Here is an 18,553-nt window from a genome sequence, read left to right on the forward strand (position 1 = left end):
ATTCCTACCAATGCACAGGCTTCTGCATAGCTGTCTGTACCTAAACTCCTCTTAACCTCTCTAGGTAAGATATGAGAAAACCTCGCTGGTATTCGAAGCCTAAAGTAGTAGGTGCTGTTCCGTTTACTTAAATAACTCATGTTCATTTTTTGTGTACCAGTTTTAGTTGTGGTTTGTGTACCAACTTGACTGAAAACTGGCGAACACCTTCAAGATTTGAACATAAATCATTGAAAAGTATTAATTAGTACTGCGTTCAAATCGAAATGTTCATATCCCGTAGCGGGGGAACAGCACCTTTTTTTATGCGGCGTTTATCGCTTGTTTCTCAGATAGCGTTTACGTCTTTCTTCTTTGTTCTTGGCTTTATCAGCGGCTTTGCGTTCATTGTCCAGAGCAACATCAATCAGTTCCTGAGTGATCATTTCAGGTCGTTCCATGGTGATTTGTCCCAGAGTGCCATTGCGCAGCTCATTGATCAGTATCTCTGACGCTTTGTGTAAATCCACTTTACCGCCTGAACGCAAGCAGCCGCGTTTGCGGCCAATGGCTTCCATCAGCTCAATTTCAGATTCCGGTAATTCATCTTCCAGCTCGTAACGCTTCTGTAAAAGACTTGGATAAGCGTCTTTCAAATACTCCACCGTAAAGAATGCCACATCAATGTAGTCCATGGCGGTATCTTTGACGGCACCGGTAGCGGCCAGACGGAAACCGCTGTGCGGGTTTTCTACTTTCGGCCACAAAATCCCTGGGGTGTCAGACAGCACAATGCCGTTTTGCAGATTAATGCGTTGCTGCTGACGGGTAACGGCTGGCTGGTTCCCGGTAATGGCCACCGAACGGCCCGCGAGGGTATTGATGATGGTTGATTTACCAACATTGGGAATACCCATGATCATGGTCCGAATGTTTTTGCCCATTTCTTCACGATTAGGAGCCAGTTTCCGGCACAACTCCAGAATCTTGTTAACTTCATTCTGGTTTTCTGTGGTGATCGCCATGGCTTTCACATTGTGTTCTTTTTCCAGATGCGCGATCCACAACTCCGTCATGTCCGGATCGGCAAGATCGCGTTTGTTCAGCACTTTAATTACGGGTTTATCGCCACGCAGAGACGCAATCAACGGGTTTTCACTGCTGAAAGGGATGCGGGCATCAAGCACTTCAATGATGACGTCGACTTTTGGAATGGCTTCTTCAATTTCTTTACGGGCTTTGTGCATGTGGCCCGGAAACCATTGGATACTTGTGCTAGACATTAAAAATATAAACCTTTTACTTGTAATGACAGTGCTTTGAGTTTGAAAGCGTTGTTTCAATATCGGGTAATTGACAGCCAATAACCGATGTTTCTGATGGTGGTTCACCGAGCAGAATGCCACCCTCAAAGTCACAATGAATTGCTGTGATCTTAACACTATAACGGCTGGACGTGGTAGGTGGTTGGCGGAAGTGGCTTATCTGATGCCACTGGTTCAATTGATCTTTGGGCTATGCTGCTGAGTAAGCGCTTTGGCAGCCAGCGAAGTTGATTGTTTGCACCTAGCGAAAGGTGATCAGCGTTGTCTGTACCGTAAACGCAAGTGTAACTGGCCGTTCAAACGGGACGAGGTATACCATGCTGATCAATATTATCCTGGGTCTTAGCGTCATGTTTATCTGCCTGATGTTCCAGAGCGTACTGCTGGTTGCGTCGTTATCTTTTTATGTCAGTCATCATACCTGGGTAGAAAGCCCGCGGCTGGGGTCGCGTTTGCTTTTGCTGATGAGTGTGATGACGCTTTTGCTCATTGGCAATCTCATACAGATTGGTGTGTGGGCCTGGCTGTTTTACGGATTAGATGAGTTCACTGACTTTGCGACGGCTTATTATTTTTCTTGTGTGAACTTCGCCACCTTAGGATATGGCGATATTGTGATGTCCGAACGCTGGCGTTTATTAGGGCCGATTGAATCGTTAAATGGGATTGTCATGGTGGGTGTCTCCACCTCGACGCTGTTATGGGCGCTGCAGGACACACTGCGAATCATGAATCAGAAAAACAAACAAGCTGGATGACAACTTAACAGCTTAACCAGAATGCCGGATCAGCTAGCGAACTAACCCGTTTTGCTAACATTTTACTTGAGCGCCGTCACACTCGGACTTATAGTGCATTGTTGGTTATTGAGTTGGCATTTTATGTCCTGGCATGGTATTCGCGTATTCTGGTTATCGTTTTTTGCGCTGTTCTTCTCTGCGCAGGCGATGGCATGCCTGGATGAACAAGGCACTGGGACGACGATTAAATCCCGGGTCGTGGCAGAATCCCGCCTGCTCAATGCCGTTCTCAGCGAACCTTCTTCCCGCCATAAAAAATCATCGGATTCTGCACCGGCCACCCAATCACAGCATTCGGGTTCTGCTGTAGCCATTCTTCATTCTGTCCGCTGGAACATCTCGCAGCGATACAATGTTCACGACGGTGACCCGGATCGTCTTGATCTGACTTCGTCTTTGTATCCGGTCAGCGATATCCGTCTGATGCTGCGTTTTGTTCAGCCGCCAGAGTACGTGGCTTATCAGGATTTTCGCCCTTCTTATCGTCTTTCCGGCTGGAAAGAGACCAATGCCATGTATGTGGCGCTCAACAGCCACTACTTCATCTGATAATCCCTTTTCACTGAGTGACATTGTCACATTTATTGTCTTTTAACTCGGCATATTGCTGAGGGGATATTCATGAAGAAAAAACATTCTAGAGCATCAGCACGGGTGCTGAATCACTACGCTGCCTGGAAATATCTGGTGCTGGTGGTAACTGTTGCGATACTGGCATTGAGTGCCATTCCAACCTGGTACGGCGAGCAGCCGTCTATTCAGATCCAGTCAGTCAACGCCGATAGTGAGCTGAATCATGTTGTCAGCGTGAGCCAATACCTGAAACAGCAGGGCATTGAAGCACAGGAAATTAAGCAGAAAAACAACCAGATGGTTATCGTTTTTAACAACGAGTCTGATCAGTCTAAGGCACGTGAAGTGCTGGATAAGCGGGTCAGAGAAGGCGATAACATCACCTATTCATACGTCTCCGTCGCACCCGAATGGTTCGGAAAAATGGGTTTCAGCCCGATTCAGCTGGGCCTGGATTTACGTGGTGGCGTGCAGTTTCTGCTGAATGTGGATATTGATACCGCGTTTCAGGAGCAGCGCACCGCCATCGTGGATGATGTGACGGAGATGCTGCGCAGCGAACATCTGCGCGGGGTACGTATCAGGCAGCTAGGTACGGATGGTTTCAGCCTTGAATCCAAAGCTGAGACGAAAGACGACACTGTGTTGAGCCAGGTCAGCCAGTATTTGAAACAGCATTATCCGGGCTGGGAAGTCAAACGGGGTGCAGACAAACTGACCGTAACGCCAACCAAGCAAAACAAGCTTGATTTCCAGTCGGCGACACTGCAGCAGAACCTGAAGATCATGCGTGATCGTATTGAAGAGCTGGGCATTACCGAAGCGCTGGTTCAGCGCCAGGGCGAGCACAGTATTCGTATTGAATTGCCTGGTGTGCAAGACCCGTCACAGGCCAAAAAGGTTATTGGTGCCACCGCCAGTCTGGCATTTTATGAGGTGAAGTCGGGTTCCGAAGCAGGTTCCGGCGAGGTAATCCGGCTGAAAGATAACAATGGCCGTACTGTGATTCTCAATAAACGTCCGGTGCTGAGTGGTGAGCACATTGTCAATGCGCGGGCAGGTATGGATCCGGTGGGGTTTTCAGAAGTGAACATTTCACTTGATCATGCCGGTGGCAAGATCATGAGTGACTTCTCAGGCAAACATATCGGCAAGCCGATGGCGACCGTCTACCGGGAATACAAAACCAATGCCCGGGGCGACACTGAGCGCAGCGAGCGCGTCATCAGTGTTGCTACCATTCAGTCGCAGTTGGGGAACCAGTTCCGTATTACCGGAGCAGGTTCGCCGGATGAAGCTCAGCAACTTGCTTTGTTGTTACGTGCAGGATCGCTGACGGCGCCGGTGACTATCGTCGAAGAACGCACCATAGGCGCATCTCTGGGAGCGGAAAACATTGAGAACGGTTTTGCGGCACTGGCGTTGGGTATGGCACTGACGCTGACCTTCATGGCCTTGTGGTATCGCCGTCTTGGCTGGGTGGCCAATGTAGCGCTGATGGTCAACATGGTGTGTCTGCTGGGCCTGATTGCCTTGCTGCCGGGTGCCGTATTGACTTTGCCGGGGATCGCCGGGCTGGTGCTGACTGTGGGTATGGCGGTGGATACCAACGTCCTGATCTTCGAAAGAATCAAAGACAAACTGGCAGAAGGCCGGAGCTTTGCTCAGGCCATTGACCAGGGCTTTAGCAGTGCATTCAGCACCATACTCGATGCCAACATCACGACTATGATTACCGCCCTGATTTTGTACTCTATCGGAAACGGGCCCATTCAGGGCTTTGCCCTGACTTTGGGGCTGGGACTGCTGACCAGCATGTTTACCGGCGTATTTGCTTCACGGGCATTGATCAATCTGGTTTGGGGACGCGATAAGCGTCGTGATGTGAGGGTATAAAGATGGTTAGTTATTTGAAATCCCGAATTCGGAATATCCGTTACATCACCAGTGTCGTATCTATCGCGCTGATGGTGATTTCGCTGGCAGCTTTCGCTATCAAAGGCTTGAATATGGGGCAGGATTTTACCGGCGGTATGGTGACCGAAACGGTGATCAGCCCTACGGTTACCAGCGACCAGATGCTGGAGGTGCTGAAACCGGCGCTCGGTGAGTCCACCTCAGTGACGACATCCGGCGCTGACGGGCGCTGGGTGATTCGCTACGCGTTGCCTGAACAAGGCACAGAGAAAGAACAGGCAGCCCCCGATGTTGAGCCCTTGTTGCACCAGGTGTCCGACAAGGTAGAAATCATCAGTAACAGCATGGTGGGATCTCAGGTCGGCCAGGATCTGGTCGAGCAGGGCGGATTTGCATTGCTGGTGTGCATCTTGTGTATTTTGGGTTACCTCTGCATCCGTTTTGAGTGGCGTCTTGCCAGTGGGGCGTTATTGGCGCTGATTCACGACCTTGTTCTGGTGCTGGGCTTTTTCGCGCTGACCCAGATGGAATTTAACCTTACGGTATTTGCGGCTGTGCTGGCGATTCTGGGTTACTCGCTCAACGATTCGATCATTATTGCAGACCGGATTCGGGAAGTGCTGGTGGCGAAACAACACATGCCGACGGCAGATATCAATGATCAGGCCGTGATTGCGACGTTTTCGCGTACCATGGTGACTTCAGGCACTACGCTGATCACTGTTGCTGCACTCTGGTTAATGGGCGGGACACCTTTGGAAGGCTTCGCGACAGCAATGTTTATCGGCATCATTTCCGGTACCTGGTCATCGATTTCGATTGGGACTGTCTTACCTGAATGGTTGAAGCTGGAACCGAAACATTACCTGCCGGCTGAAGTCGATCCGGCGCCTTAATTCAGTATACAGAGAGGCCAGCTCACGCTGACCTCTCTCTTACTGTACCTATGGCATCGGGTTTGTTCTTACAACGGCCTGACTTCTGCATCCGTCTCAATCTTTCTGAGCCAGTTGATGTCTACAATGCAATGATCTTATGGCAGGTTTTCTCCAGCGCCACTTTGTCATGACTGATAAGCACTAAAGCGCACCCCATTTCCTGAGTAAGTTCGACAATCAGCTGGAGCGTACTGGCAGCCGTAATGGGGTCGAGACGTGATGTCGGCTCATCGGCGATCAGCAGTTTAGGTTTCATCAGCAATGCCCGCAGAATGGCAAAGCGCTGCAGTTCGCCACCAGATACCTGAGTCGCTTTACGGCTCAGCAGATCGTCAGAAAGGGCCAATCGTTGCATCAGCGGCTTAATCTTGCGGGTATCCAACCGGTGATGACGGCATAAGTCATTGAGCAGAGTCTGCAGCTTTGCGCTTTTAGCAAGTGCGCTGGGGGGATCTTGATACAGTTTCAGTGCCTCACCTGTCCTGAGCTGCTGTTTGTTCACCATGTGCCCCGCAGAGGGGCGCTGCAAACCCAGTATCAGATCAGCAAGTGTTGACTTACCACAGCCGCTGTCACCGCTGATGCCGAGAATCTCTCCTTCTGCCAGCGTAAAACTTAGATCACGAAACAGGGTCTTATCACCAAATTGCATGGTAAGCGATTCGGCTTCTATCAGCGGTTGACTGATATCTGGCAGCGTTGCTTGTGGCCAGAAACGGGGATCAGCGGCGATCAATGCTTTGGCGTAAGCTGATTCCGGCTGTTGCAGGAGGCGTTCCGCCGGACCGCGCTCCTGAATGACGCCTTTTTTCATCACTATGATCTCACCGCCTAATCGCTGGGCGACTTCAATATCGTGAGTTATGGCCAGAACGGCACCTCGTTGTTTGTGGCGGACGAGTTGCTCGATGATCTGATCTTTGCGGCTGGTATCCAGCCCTTTGGTCGGCTCATCGGCGATCAGCAACTCACCGCCAGCCTGGGTCGCACACAGGTACGCCACCCGCTGCGCCATGCCCCCTGAGAGTTGGTGAGGGTACTTCGCCATATCCTGTTTCAGCTCAACGCTGGTGAATGCGCGCTCGGTATGCGAGTGGGCTTGTGCCTGGTCATTATTGACTATCTCATGCACTTCACGGACCTGTTCACCCACGGCCATTAACGGGCTTAACGCATACCAGGGTTCTTGCGGCAGCACCGAGAGTTTTTTTCCCCACAGTTTCTGCCGCTCGGACAGGCTCAGATCCTGCTGAGCCTGTCCGAACAGATTAATCCGCCCTTGCATCGACAGTGTGCCGGGCAGGGTGCCGATGATGGCATTGGCTAACAGGCTTTTTCCTGAGCCGGTTTCGCCGAGAATAGTGACGGCTTCACCTTGTCGTAATGTAAAGGAAAGCGGATTGACCAGCATTTGTTGCTGCGTCTGTACTGAGAGCTGTTCGACATTTAATAGTATGTTCATGACTACTTACCTTGTGCCAGCAGGTGAAAACTCATCACCAGTAAAAAGACCACTCCGATGGGTTGCATCAGCACCCAGGGCGCCTGCTGGTAGTAGCGGAACAATTCCACCATCATCAGGCCCAGTTCAGCTTCGGGTGGCTTGAGCCCGACATAGAGAAAACCGATGGAAGCCAGTGCCAGAATGGCGTTACCGGCGCCAAAACAACCCAGCGTGAACAGATCCGTTTTCAGCTCTGGCCAGAGATGGCGTTTGAACTGATACCAGGCACCAAACCCATAAAGACGGGATGCTTCGATCTCCGCTGAGCGCAGCAGTACAAGCGTACGGCTGCGAACCACCCGGAAATATTCAACCCAGAGCATCAGTGAAATCGCCAGATACAGGATCATAAAGGAGCCTGGCACCATAGCGCCAAACAGCAGCACCAGAATCAAACCCGGCAACGACAGCAAGATGTTCACCAGCCAGGACAGGCTTTTATCCCACCAGCCGCCTTTCCATGCCGCGATAATGCCTGTCAGCAGGCCGAGCGCCGCAGAGGATGCCACACTCACGAGTGCCATCAGCAAGGATGTCGTGATGGCGCTGCCAAGACGGGCATAGTTACTGCGGCCGTAATGGTCGCGGCCCAGCGGTTCCTGCCAGCTTGGCGTGGCAAATGCCTGAGACAGCGACTGCTGCGCCGGATCGCCACGGTAAACCAGGGTTTCGATAGCGGTAAACAGGATCAGTGTGACAAGCACACATAGGCCCAGGCACTGACGGCGAGAAAGTGATGTGAATACTGTCATGCCATCACCTGTTGCTTCGCCAGACGCTGACGCGGATCAAGCAGGTACTGTGAGATGTCGACCAGTGTATTGATGGCAACAAACAGCAGACCCATCAGCAGGGCGGCACCTTGGATCACTGGAATATCGCGACGGAAAATCGCGTGGGATAAAGCATGGCCGATACCGGGCCAGGAGAACAGCGATTCAATCATCACAATACCTTCCACCAGGCTGACAGCCTGAATGCCAACGAAAGCCATTACGGGTAGCGCAATATTCAGCTGACCGTGGCGGGTAAAAGCCTGTTCGTGGCTCAGCCCTTTCAGTCTGGCAAACTGAAAGTAGGGAGCGTTCAGTACCTGATGTGTTGCGTTGCGAATGATACGGCTCGACATGGCAGCCATACTGAGTGCCAGTGCAAGCGCGGGTAGCACCAGGTATTCCGGACTGCCGAAACCCGCCACAGGAAACAGGTTGAAATGTAAGGCAAATACCAGAATGAGCAGCAGGCCAATCAGAAAGACTGGCTGGGCCTTGATGATAATGGCACTGAACAGCGCAACATGGTCGCTCCACTGATTAACGCGGCGGCCACAATACAGACCGACAGGAATAGCAATGAGCAACGATAAAACCATGGCGGCGGCAGCCAGTAGCAATGAGTGCCCTAGCTGGTGGGACAATGCCTGTACGACAGGTTCGCCACTGACCAGAGAGTTACCCAAGTTAAAGTGCAGCAGATCCCACAACCAGTTGAAATACAATTCGATACCAGAGCGATTCAGCCCCAGCTCCGCCTGAACAGCTTGTGCTGCTTCGGCATCGACGTAGTCGTAGCCATAGCGGCCTGCTGCAATACGATAAGCGATGTCACCCGGAATCAGGCGCATCAGCACAAAGGTCAGAGTGCCGACTGACCAGGCGACAAACAGCGCCTGGCAGACACGGGAGAACAGAATCTTAATCATTGAAGCGCATCTCCGACACCCGGTAGTTGATTTCAAACGGATCGAATGAGAAGCCGCTGATCTTGTCGTTTACCGCAACAATCTGACGGTAATAGGTCACTGGAATCAGCGGCATTTCATCGGCCAGTAAGCCTGCTGCCTGCCTGGCCAGCTGGCGGTATTTAACTGAGTCTGGCTCAGCAGCCAGCTGTGCAAGCAGGTGACTGAAGGTCGGCGAAGACCAGTGCATCGGTCCCCAGTCTGAGCCCTTTTCGGTGGCAAAGTCATTCATCAGCAGAGGCAATGGGTCGGCCAGGGTGCCGAAGTTACGCGCGATCAGTGCCATTTCCAGACTGTTGTCATGATGTTTGGCCGGGATGGCGCTGGAGTTATCGATAGAAATCTGAACATCGATACCCAGTTCACGCCATTGTGCCTGAAGTGCTGTTCCGATCAGCGGCAGCTCAGGTCGATCGGCGTACGTCACAAGCTGAATGCGAAAAACCTTGCCATCTCTTTCCAGCAGACCCTGCTCGTTCGCGCGCCAGCCTTGTTCAGCAAGCAGCTGTCCGGCCTGTTCCAGATTACGCTTAACCGTGTCTTGCTGGTTGATATGCCAGGCCCCTAATGCCGGGGAAAAAAGCTGGTAGGCTTCCGAGCCCGGTAAACGAAGCACCGATTGCGCAATTCCTTCACGATCCAGCGCCAGACTTAATGCCTGACGGACCGACTTGTGATTCAGAAACGGGTGGGCGTTGTTGAGCTTTACCAGCACAGTACGCGGCATGGACTCTACATGAAGCTGCAGATTATTGGCAGTTTTCAGACTATCCATACTAATAGGATCCAGCGTATAGACCAGATCCATCTGACCACTTTGCGCCAGTAAAGCCCGGCTTTCAGAACGATGGCCCGCCAGATATTCAATGGTGTCAATCTGTGCTTTCCGGCCCCAGTAGTCGGCAAAACGGCTGGCTTTAGCTTTGTGTGGCGGCTGCAACTCGTCAATCTGATAAGGACCTGTACCCTGTAGTGCTGCTATCTTACCGTTATCGCTGAAAGAGCCGGGGATCACGATAGCGGTCGAGTAGTGTGCCAGCACTGAAGGCAGCGCGCGGAATGGGCGATCCAGCGTGATTATCACCTGGTTATCTCTGGCCTGAATCGATTGCACAGGAACCTGGCGAATAACTCCCGGTTTGCTAAGTGCCTGATTGAGTGACTGAGCTGCTGCTTTGGCCGTCAGCAGGCTGCCGTCGTGGAATTTGACCTCCGGCCGGATAGTGAATACCCAGTTCAGGCCGTTTGTACTTTGCTGCCAGCTGTCCGCCAGCAGCGGATAGAGTTCTGCCTGCTCATTGATACCAACCAGCGATTCCACCACTTGCAGGCGTGAAAACAGAAATCCGTCTTTTGACATATCCTGACTATTGAATTCAAACGGGCCGGAAATGGCCAGAGTCTGGCGGGCTGGCGAAGACGGCTGCCAAAAGACGAGGGCGCCAGCTGCAATCACCAAGGTGAGTAATAATATTTTCTTCATGTCTCTTTAAATTGTTTTGTTATAACATAACAATATTCCAGCATGAGAAAGGTTTTTCTGTCCAGTAGATTTTTTTCTGGAGCACAAAACGTGCATGAGTGTGAAGGCTGCCGGTCGCAATCCGGTGATACCGGCATGTAGGTCTAAATTGACTTCGCGTACTTGTGAAAAGCGAAAAAATGCTAACAACTGAGCGTCTGTTCAAGCTGCATTCAACTTTGTTGTGCGAGGCTGAGTGTCCGGATGCAGGTATTGTCCTGTTTCCTGTACCTGATAATGAGGTGACAGATGAAAAATATCCTTACTGGTGTGATTGCACTGGTTGTCGGTTTCTTTGCGTTGACCTTTGCGGCAGTCATGGGATTGACGATGGCATTGGTTGCATTTATTGCTCAGCCATTCCTCAAGCGCAAACTAGCTAAAGAATTTGCCACTTTCAATGCTGCACAAGCTGAAGATACAACGCCAAAAGGGCGGGTTATTGAAGGTGAATATGAGCCGGTTCAAAGCCGATAAGCTTTGAACGTGCCAGACATCGAACGCCAGCACACAGTGCTGGCGTTTGTAATTTGAGTGGCAGTGACGTTAGCACCCGGGACACCACCCGGTAGTTGCTCAGTTTATTTTGTGACCTGATTGCTCAGGCAATGTAAAAAATCATCCAAATGCCCTTTCTCCAGATAGAATCGATAGTGCTTGTTGTCACTACGCAACTCAAAACGGCCTTCATCTTCTGCAATTAGCCTGACTAAGAGGTCAAAAGCTTGTCTTGGGTTAGTGCTGCCTAATCTGACCAGGTGGGCAATGCTGTAACTGCGGGAAGAGTCTGACAGGTTCAGATTGCCGTAATACTTTTTCCAATCTGCGGTAAAAATTTCAACAGGTTGACCGGTACGGAAATAACTGAAATTTTCAAAGCCAAGTGGATAAGAGATATCAGCTTTCAGTGCGACATACCGACGGTTAAAGCCGCTATCGGCGATGAGCGCAATCTGAAAATCCGGCTCAATATTGTTGTATTGATTTTTAGTCAGATGGTAAAGGTCTAACCGGCAGGAGCGGCTATCCAGTTTTGTGGTGCTGGTCGGCAGCGGTTGAGGTGGGGCACTGGCAGCAGAGTACGTTATGAACAGTATGAAAAACAATTGGATACGACCATACATCACTTGATTTTCCAGTTCATCGAGACAGGCATTACCCAGTTCAACTCGAGATCTTATTGAATTGTTCGTTACTAATAGCATAGCGACTGGGTGACTATCAGTGTGACCGGGATCCAGGCTAAACCATTGATCCGGCAATTAAGTGATGCGGAATCTCATAAGTGAGTAATTCAGGCCTGGTATATCTTCGCTTTGACCATATGACGGTATTGAGACGGGCTCAGGGTAAACTGTTGCTGAAAACGGGTACTGAAATGATGGGCGTCACGGTAACCGACTTGCTCTGCGACATCCTGAACAGATAATCCAAAATCACGTAACAGGATTTGTGCCGCTTCCATGCGCAGAGACTGTAAATACTCATGTGGGGTCTGGCCGACCTGGGTTTTGAACCGGCGTTGAAAAGTCCGCAGTGGCAAGCCGCAATGCTCAGCCACGTCTTTTGCTGTGATCGGTTTGGATAAGTTGCGTTTGAGCCAGTCCTGCGCCAATGCGATGGATTCATCAAACTGGACCTCTCCGCCTATCTGATAGAAGGGTTGCTGGTCAGACTGAGAGATCTCATGGCCGAAATGTGTCTCGACCGTTTTGGCCACACTTTGGCCAAAATGCTCACGAATCAGGTACAGGATCAGCTCTGATTGCGAGTTGATACTCACGGTACAATACAAACCATTTGCCACAGTAATGGATGCCTGGCGGTTCAGTACCACGGCCGGGTAACGCGCGGCAAATTTATCGTAGTAATACCAATGCGTGGTGGCGACTTGCTGATCAAGTAGCCCGGTTTCGGCCAGCCAGCAAACGCCTGTACCGGTCGCGATGATTTTGGCGCCCTGCTGATACTGATGGGTCAGCCATGACACCAGCCCCGGGCACTGTTTCAATGCAGAGATCGGGTTGCCCCAGATGGGCGGCAGAATGACAAAATCGAATTGTCCTGACGCTTTCAGGGTCAGATCCGGTTGTAGCCGCAGCCCGGATTTGACCGCTGGCGGTGAAAGACTCTCAGCAACAACCGAAATAGAAACGGGTTTTGACCTCTGATCCTGCTTGGGTCTCAGACTGGCAGCACTGCTCAGCATCTCTGCAGCAAGAGAAATACCTGTGATTAATGCACGTGGATAAAGGACAAAGGCAATCTTCATAGTCAGTGCTCTGTTTTAAACGTCATTGAGATCTAATCGGGGGCGATTTTTCTGAACCTGAGCTGAAGCTGGCAGCTCAGCAAGACACAATTTAGTCTGCTTGGACTGGTTTGGCGCTTATGTCAGTAATTATGGCGTAAAAGCCAGGTGAAATGCCAGTAGAACTTGGTAATCTGATAGACAAATAAATCATGAAGCAAGAAGCATACAATGAAATTACCTCTGATTGTCGGAATGGGCGGCATTAATGCCGCAGGTCGTAGTTCAGGTTTTCACAGCTATAAACGTATGCTGGCAGACATACTGCCGGCCAGCGATATGCATTCAACCTGGCAAGATCTGGCGCACCGAATGGGCCTGGCTGACGGTGACGTCACTGACACTGTGATTGAGGCGATCAAGGACGGCACTTTAATTCGTCGCATTGAAACCTTCGATCCTGATCGTGTACTGCAGCAATATAAAACAGCGGTTACAGGCGGTAATGAACAGATCTGTTTCACGCTGCGCAAATCCAAGTTGCCTGCGCATGTGCCGGAGAACTGGCACCTGGAAGAAGAGGGTAGCAAAGTCCATATCACAGTAACCGGTGAGCTGGATGCACTGCTGGCCGATTACGTCACTTTCCCTGTCAGCAGTGGCGGCAATATTCCCCGTGGCTTTGAACCGGGTAAGTTGTATAACTCGCGGTTTCATCCGCGCGGATTGCAACTGACTATTTACGGCGCTTCAGATGCGCTCAATTCCCTGGGTGTTGACTGGTCGGAAATACTGACCCATATCCGTCCTGACGAAGTTGCTGTATATGCCGGTAGTGCGCTGGCGCAAATTGATGATCAGTCCATAGCCGGTATGGTTGCCGCACCACTTACGGGCGGTCGGGTCAGCTCGAAAATGATGGCTTTATCGCTGGCTGAAATGCCGGCCGATTTCATCAACGGCTATGTGATTAACAGTGTGGGCACGACAGGCACCAATATGGGAGCCTGTGCAACCTTCCTGTACAATTTGCGTCAAGGCATGCAAGACATCCAAAGTGGTGCGGCCAAGGTGGCCATTGTCGGTAATGCTGAAGCGCCTGTGGTCTCTGAAATCATGGAAGGTTTTCGCGTGATGGGGGCGTTAGCCGAAGACGCACAAATCTGCGCACTGGATGGCAGCGAGACAGTTGATAACCGCCGGGCCTGTCGTCCGTTTTCTGACAATGCCGGATTTACCATGGCCGAATCAGCTCAGTTTGTCGTACTGATGGAAGAAGAGCTTGCTTTGAAACTGGGGGCGAACATTTATGGCTCTGCGGCTGATGTGTTTATTAATGCAGATGGCAATAAAAAATCTATCTCTGCACCGGGTGTGGGTAATTATGTGACTGTTGCTAAGGCTGCGGCACTGGCACAGGCCATTCTTGGCCCGGACGGTGTGAAGAAAACCTTTGTGCAGGCACATGGTACAGGCACACCGCAAAACCGCGTCACAGAAAGCCACATACTCAACGAGGTGGCGAAGACCTTCGGCATTGAAAACTGGCCGGTGACGGCAATTAAATCTTATGTCGGTCATTCTATGAGTGCGGCGGCCGGCGATCAGCTGATAGCTTCTCTGGGTGTCTGGCAGTACGGCTGGATTCCGGGGATCAAAACGATTGATCATATTGCCGATGATGTGCATCAGTCCAATCTGAATATTCTGATGGATCATTATTTTGCCGGCACAGCAGGCGATGATATGCAGGGTGTGATCATTAACGCCAAAGGCTTTGGTGGCAACAATGCTTCAGCGTTGGTGCTGTCACCACAGAAAACACTGTCGATGTTGCAAAAGAAATACGGTCAGCTTGCTATCGCTGAATACCTCGCTCGTAATGTTAAGGTGCGTACTACCACGGCTGCGCGTGATCAGCAGGCTTGTCAGGGACAGGAAGAAATTCGTTATTACTTTGGTGAATCTGTGATGGATGAAACCTCGGTGACAATGACCCAGAACAGTCTGACACTGTCGGCCTTTGGTGAAGCCATTGCATTGCCAACAGCGAATCCGTACGCCGATTACGAATAATCAATTCGCTCTCTCCAACAAAAAAACGGGCAGCTTAAAGCTGCCCTTTTTATTGCATGTGTAAACGGCCACTTGTTGTCACGCTGACGGTTGCCGTGTTTACTCTTCCCACTGGATCAATTGATCTTTTGGCCAGTTACAACCGGTATCGTGATATTGTTTTTCCAGCAAATGACGCTTGATCTTGAGGGTAGGGGTCAAGATACCGTTCTCAATACTCCAGGGTTCTTTGATCATCAAAACACCTTTGATCTTGGCGTGTGACTCCAGCTCCTTATTGATAGTTTCGATCGCCCTGCTTACTGTTTTCGCATATCTGTCCCGGTCAAAATTAGGATAAGCATGCGCGACCGCCAGCAGAATAGGAGCGGGCATACCTGAACCCACTACACACATCATTTCAATGCCACAGAGTTCAAAGAGGCGCTTTTCAATCGGCACCGGTGAAACGAATTTCCCTTTCGCTGTTTTGAAGTTGTCTTTTTTACGGCCCTGAATCGTCAGGAAGCCTTCTTCATCCAGACTGCCAAGGTCACCGGTATGCAGCCAGCCTTCATCATTGAAGCTTTCTTTGGTGGCAATGTCGTTTTTGTAGTAACCAGAAAACAGGCCTTTACTACGCACAAGAATTTCATCATCTTCTGCGATCTTGATATCCACCCCCGGTCCCGCACTGCCTACTGTGCCGATTTTGTCACTGCGAAACGGAAGATTGAGGGTGCCATAGGCATAGTTTTCCGTCATACCCCAGGCTTCGGTGATATTAAGCCCGATGCTCTCATACCAGCGCAACAGTGCCGGTGAAACCGGTGCTGAACCGCAGCCTAATACGCGTGCTTCATTCAGGCCCAAGCCGTCTGCCAGTTTGCGTTTGATCAGGCCGGACACAAAAGGGATTTTCAGCAAAATGTTCAGTTTTGCCTGTGGCAGTTTTTCCAGAATTCGCTGTTGGAACACGGTCCAGAGGCGGGGTACTGAGATAAATAATGTCGGGCGGTGCATTTTGACGTCTTCAATGAATGTGTCCAGTGATTCAGGGAAGGCAACCTGCACACCCGCCATCATTGAAGTGCCCAGGATATAAACACGTTCTGTGATGTGAGCCAGAGGAAGGTAGGAGAACAGGCGCTCATTTTCGATGATGCCGATATGATCGATGAGGCTCTGCGCAGAAAAAGCAAAGCCACCGTAAGAAAGAATGGCACCTTTGGGTAACCCGGATGTGCCGGATGTATACACCAGCGACATCACATCGTTGTCCTGATGGGTTGGGCGCTCTTCACTCGGTGCGTGCGACTCAATGAGCGCATTGAATGAATGCTGACATTCTGGCGTATTCGGGTACGGGAAGCTGACCGTGATGATATCTTCCAGATTTTGACAGACGGTATTAATGGCGCGGTTATCATCCAGTTTGCCGATGAAAACCAACTTGGCTTCACTGTGAGTCAGGCAGTACTCTATGGTGTCTGCACCCGCGGTAGGAAAGATCGGTACGCTGATGTAGCTGCCAAGCATCATGGCGAGATCGCAGATGTACCATTCTGCGCAGTTTTTCGAGATCAAGCCTACCTTGTCTCCAGGCATGAGGCCTTGTGCACGTAATGCGCTGACAAGGCGCAATGCCTTATCTATGACCTCGGCATAGGTAAAGTCGGTAAACTGCCGGTTGATGATCTGGCGGAGAAAAATGTCATCCGGGCGCTCTTCTGCCCATTTCAACATGCGTTCATGAGGTAATGCTTGCGTCATGAGCGAATCCCTTAATGTGTTTGGCTGTAAAGGCAAAGTCATTGTAATGTTCCATTCCGTGGTTGTTATTATCTTGTTAAATAATTAAATGCGGCTTTAGGTGGAGCGTCAAGATATCACTGTATTGTATTTGCGGTAAAAATCTAACTTAGTGATCAAAAATAACGGTTTAAGTCATTGAGGAAGCAGAAAGAGAGGCTGGTTAGCTGTACACCTGCAGCAGCTCTGTGAATTGTCAGAGCTGCGACGCAGTATGCATGTGTTTTTGTTACTGAATGTAAACAGTAACCTGAATGAAGGACATCCGTTACTGTGCTTGTGGTGTGACAGGCGCCTGATACGCTTTGGTACCCCACAAAGGTACTGTGGACAGGCTGTGTTTATAGCTGCCCGATGTTTCTTTTGTGGAATAAGACAAATACATCAGGGTTTGGCTGTCGTGGTCAAAGACCCGGCGAATTTTCATTGTTTTGAAAAAGACACTTTTTGACTTCTTGAAGACCACATCACCTGATTTTGATTTATCAATCGCGGCGATCATTTCAGGGGTAATTTCACCGGTTTGCCGGCAGGAAATAGAAGAATCACTGGGATCGGAAAAATCCAGATCCGCTTCAATACTGGCAATGTGGCAAGTGACACCAGGGATCAGCGGATCACTGAGCACATTCAGTTTGATGTCTTTGGTGGTAAATACGCCCAAACTGACGTCACCGACTTCGTTGTCTGAACAGCCTGCCAGTAAGGATGCTCCTGCGATCATGGCAGAAAAGAGCAGAGCGCGCTTCATTCAAAGTCTCCATTATTCTGTAAAAATAGTGAGTGGAAAGGTGCCCGGACAATAATGATGCTCACCAGAGTCGCTAGCTGGATATCATTCCCACATCAGGCACTTACTGATTGTTTATATCTTCCGGGTTGACGCTAGCTTTTAATGGCAGCATGCCGTTCCAGGTACCAAGATAGCAACCCGCCCAGTATGACTCCAGAAAGATTTGCCACGGCATCGGAAAAAGAGCTCTCGCGCCCAAGATGAAGAATGCCCTGAAAAACTTCGAGTAAACTACCAAACAGCATCAGCCCGATAAGCATACTAATGTAGAAACGGTATTGCCGGCTGACACAAAGTGCCAGCATGGCGAAAAGTATATAGGTCAATATATGCAGCAGTTTATCCAGCCCGGATATGCCGTAACTGTCTAAGTCGGCCAGTGATCCTTTCTCTGCGGCCGGCATTAAAGTCAGCCCTGCAATAAAAGCGGCATATAAGCTGAGTAGCAGCCATACCCATATCAGTAATTGCCGCTCTTTCAACAACACATACAGTGAGATAGGTTCAGCATGCTTTCTCATGGTTTATAGCGTGAGCTTAGCAGCTGATTCAGGTGCCGGACGGGAATGGCATAAGTGATGGCGCTTGGCTGGCTCAGTGCATTTTCTTTGCTGGTTTGCACCAAGACCTTATTGATGACGGCGATAACTTCACCTGTGTCCTGATGGTATACCGGACTGCCACTGTTTCCGGGGTAGGCTGTGGCATCAAACTGATAGACGACAAAAGGATTTTTCAGGTGTTTGAGGCGAGCGACTGAGAGCTCTTTTGCTGAGCGGGCCGGCACTGCAACCGGGGTGATGCTGGATACCATGCCTCTGTGTGTCACCGGGTACAGCCCAAGCACTGCACCTATCGGAAAGCCAGTGAAGCTGTAGATCTCTCCTTCACGCACCGGACGCTGGGAAAGAGGCAAGCTTGGTAAGGGAGTGCCAGTGATTTTCAGTAATGCCAGATCGTGCTCACTGTCTCGTGCAACGACGGTTGCGGTGCGGACATCCGGTGAAGTGCCTGTGCCGACGAAGACAACAAAGCCGGTGTTTCTGTCCACTTCGATAGCAGTGGGGACAACATGATTATTGGTGGCAATCAATGTGCCATCGCCAACGACAAAGCCAGTTCCGATAAGATTAGCCCGTGGTGTCGCCAGCTTGTTATAAGTGCCCACCCCGACAACGGAAGGTTTAATCTTCGCAATTACGTCTGGCAATGCGGCTTGTGCCTTTGCCGTTGTAAGTAACATGCAGCCAAGACAGAACAGAGTTCGCATGATGAGCTGAGCGGCTCGACGGGTACAGAAAAGCATGATTTTTGTCCTTACAGGCTGGCAGAAAATAGGGTGA

At 50.4% G+C, this 18,553-nt stretch carries 17 protein-coding genes and 1 pseudogene; 6 read left to right on the plus strand and 12 right to left on the minus strand.

Annotated elements, in window-relative coordinates; translation table 11 throughout:
• Window positions 1–17 precede the first annotated feature (17 nt).
• Window positions 18–146 (minus strand): annotated as a pseudogene (locus D6M16_RS22725) (DUF6538 domain-containing protein); the annotation flags it as partial.
• A 168-nt stretch (window positions 147–314) separates the two neighbouring features.
• On the minus strand, window positions 315–1,262 hold the full coding sequence (ylqF, locus tag D6M16_RS16565; protein ID WP_120512916.1) for a ribosome biogenesis GTPase YlqF: 948 nt from the start codon (window positions 1,260–1,262) through the stop codon (window positions 315–317).
• Between the two features lie 359 nt (window positions 1,263–1,621).
• Here ylqF and D6M16_RS16570 point away from each other — a divergent pair, with 359 nt between their 5' ends.
• The 4 genes from D6M16_RS16570 to secF all read left to right on the plus strand — a co-directional run bounded on the left by D6M16_RS16570 (window position 1,622) and on the right by secF (window position 5,490).
• Complete coding sequence (locus tag D6M16_RS16570) at window positions 1,622–2,062, plus strand: ion channel (protein WP_120512917.1); 441 nt, start codon at window positions 1,622–1,624, stop codon at window positions 2,060–2,062.
• 123 nt (window positions 2,063–2,185) lie between these two features.
• Window positions 2,186–2,653: a hypothetical protein gene (locus tag D6M16_RS16575; protein WP_120512918.1), complete on the plus strand. Its 468-nt coding sequence runs from the start codon at window positions 2,186–2,188 to the stop codon at window positions 2,651–2,653.
• A 72-nt stretch (window positions 2,654–2,725) separates the two neighbouring features.
• On the plus strand, window positions 2,726–4,573 hold the full coding sequence (secD, locus tag D6M16_RS16580; RefSeq protein ID WP_120512919.1) for a protein translocase subunit SecD: 1,848 nt from the start codon (window positions 2,726–2,728) through the stop codon (window positions 4,571–4,573).
• A 2-nt stretch (window positions 4,574–4,575) separates the two neighbouring features.
• Complete coding sequence (gene secF / locus D6M16_RS16585; RefSeq protein WP_120512920.1) at window positions 4,576–5,490, plus strand: protein translocase subunit SecF; 915 nt, start codon at window positions 4,576–4,578, stop codon at window positions 5,488–5,490.
• Between the two features lie 121 nt (window positions 5,491–5,611).
• Here the strand turns inward: secF and D6M16_RS16590 are convergent, their stop codons facing one another.
• Genes D6M16_RS16590 through D6M16_RS16605 form a run of 4 tightly spaced genes read right to left on the minus strand, consistent with a single transcriptional unit; the run spans window position 5,612 to window position 10,260 of the window.
• Window positions 5,612–6,994 carry an ABC transporter ATP-binding protein gene (locus D6M16_RS16590; protein WP_120512921.1) on the minus strand — a complete coding sequence of 461 codons (1,383 nt, stop codon included), beginning with the start codon at window positions 6,992–6,994 and terminating at the stop codon, window positions 5,612–5,614.
• 2 nt (window positions 6,995–6,996) lie between these two features.
• A complete protein-coding gene (locus D6M16_RS16595; protein ID WP_120512922.1) occupies window positions 6,997–7,788 on the minus strand; it encodes an ABC transporter permease in 792 nt (263 codons plus the stop codon).
• On the minus strand, window positions 7,785–8,738 hold the full coding sequence (locus D6M16_RS16600; RefSeq protein WP_120512923.1) for an ABC transporter permease: 954 nt from the start codon (window positions 8,736–8,738) through the stop codon (window positions 7,785–7,787). Before D6M16_RS16600 ends, D6M16_RS16595 begins: the two co-directional genes overlap by 4 nt.
• Window positions 8,731–10,260 carry an ABC transporter substrate-binding protein gene (locus D6M16_RS16605; protein WP_120512924.1) on the minus strand — a complete coding sequence of 510 codons (1,530 nt, stop codon included), beginning with the start codon at window positions 10,258–10,260 and terminating at the stop codon, window positions 8,731–8,733. Before D6M16_RS16605 ends, D6M16_RS16600 begins: the two co-directional genes overlap by 8 nt.
• A gap of 288 nt (window positions 10,261–10,548) precedes the next feature.
• Between D6M16_RS16605 and D6M16_RS16610 the strand changes: the two genes are divergently transcribed.
• The gene (locus tag D6M16_RS16610; protein WP_120512925.1) at window positions 10,549–10,776 is read left to right on the plus strand and encodes a hypothetical protein; all 228 of its coding nucleotides are present in this window, start codon (window positions 10,549–10,551) and stop codon (window positions 10,774–10,776) included.
• A gap of 104 nt (window positions 10,777–10,880) precedes the next feature.
• On the opposite strand, the gene D6M16_RS16615 is transcribed toward D6M16_RS16610, so the two are convergent.
• Complete coding sequence (locus D6M16_RS16615; RefSeq protein ID WP_120512926.1) at window positions 10,881–11,423, minus strand: hypothetical protein; 543 nt, start codon at window positions 11,421–11,423, stop codon at window positions 10,881–10,883.
• Window positions 11,424–11,593: 170 nt separating this feature from the next.
• The gene (locus D6M16_RS16620) at window positions 11,594–12,571 is read right to left on the minus strand and encodes a GlxA family transcriptional regulator (protein WP_120512927.1); all 978 of its coding nucleotides are present in this window, start codon (window positions 12,569–12,571) and stop codon (window positions 11,594–11,596) included.
• Between the two features lie 210 nt (window positions 12,572–12,781).
• Here D6M16_RS16620 and D6M16_RS16625 point away from each other — a divergent pair, with 210 nt between their 5' ends.
• Complete coding sequence (locus D6M16_RS16625; RefSeq protein WP_120512928.1) at window positions 12,782–14,626, plus strand: beta-ketoacyl synthase; 1,845 nt, start codon at window positions 12,782–12,784, stop codon at window positions 14,624–14,626.
• 99 nt (window positions 14,627–14,725) lie between these two features.
• Here D6M16_RS16625 and D6M16_RS16630 read toward each other — a convergent pair whose 3' ends face one another.
• The 4 genes from D6M16_RS16630 to D6M16_RS16645 form a co-directional block, all read right to left on the minus strand.
• Window positions 14,726–16,378 (minus strand): AMP-binding protein, encoded by a 1,653-nt coding sequence (locus D6M16_RS16630; protein WP_120512929.1) that lies wholly within the window; start codon window positions 16,376–16,378, stop codon window positions 14,726–14,728.
• A gap of 307 nt (window positions 16,379–16,685) precedes the next feature.
• Window positions 16,686–17,168 carry a CreA family protein gene (locus tag D6M16_RS16635; RefSeq protein ID WP_120512930.1) on the minus strand — a complete coding sequence of 161 codons (483 nt, stop codon included), beginning with the start codon at window positions 17,166–17,168 and terminating at the stop codon, window positions 16,686–16,688.
• A 134-nt stretch (window positions 17,169–17,302) separates the two neighbouring features.
• Window positions 17,303–17,731: a VanZ family protein gene (locus D6M16_RS16640; protein ID WP_120512931.1), complete on the minus strand. Its 429-nt coding sequence runs from the start codon at window positions 17,729–17,731 to the stop codon at window positions 17,303–17,305.
• A complete protein-coding gene (locus tag D6M16_RS16645; protein WP_205576919.1) occupies window positions 17,728–18,516 on the minus strand; it encodes a S1 family peptidase in 789 nt (262 codons plus the stop codon). Before D6M16_RS16645 ends, D6M16_RS16640 begins: the two co-directional genes overlap by 4 nt.
• Window positions 18,517–18,553: the final 37 nt, after the last annotated feature.

The organism is Photobacterium salinisoli (assembly GCF_003614885.1).
GTDB classification, from domain to species: domain Bacteria; phylum Pseudomonadota; class Gammaproteobacteria; order Enterobacterales; family Vibrionaceae; genus Photobacterium; species Photobacterium salinisoli.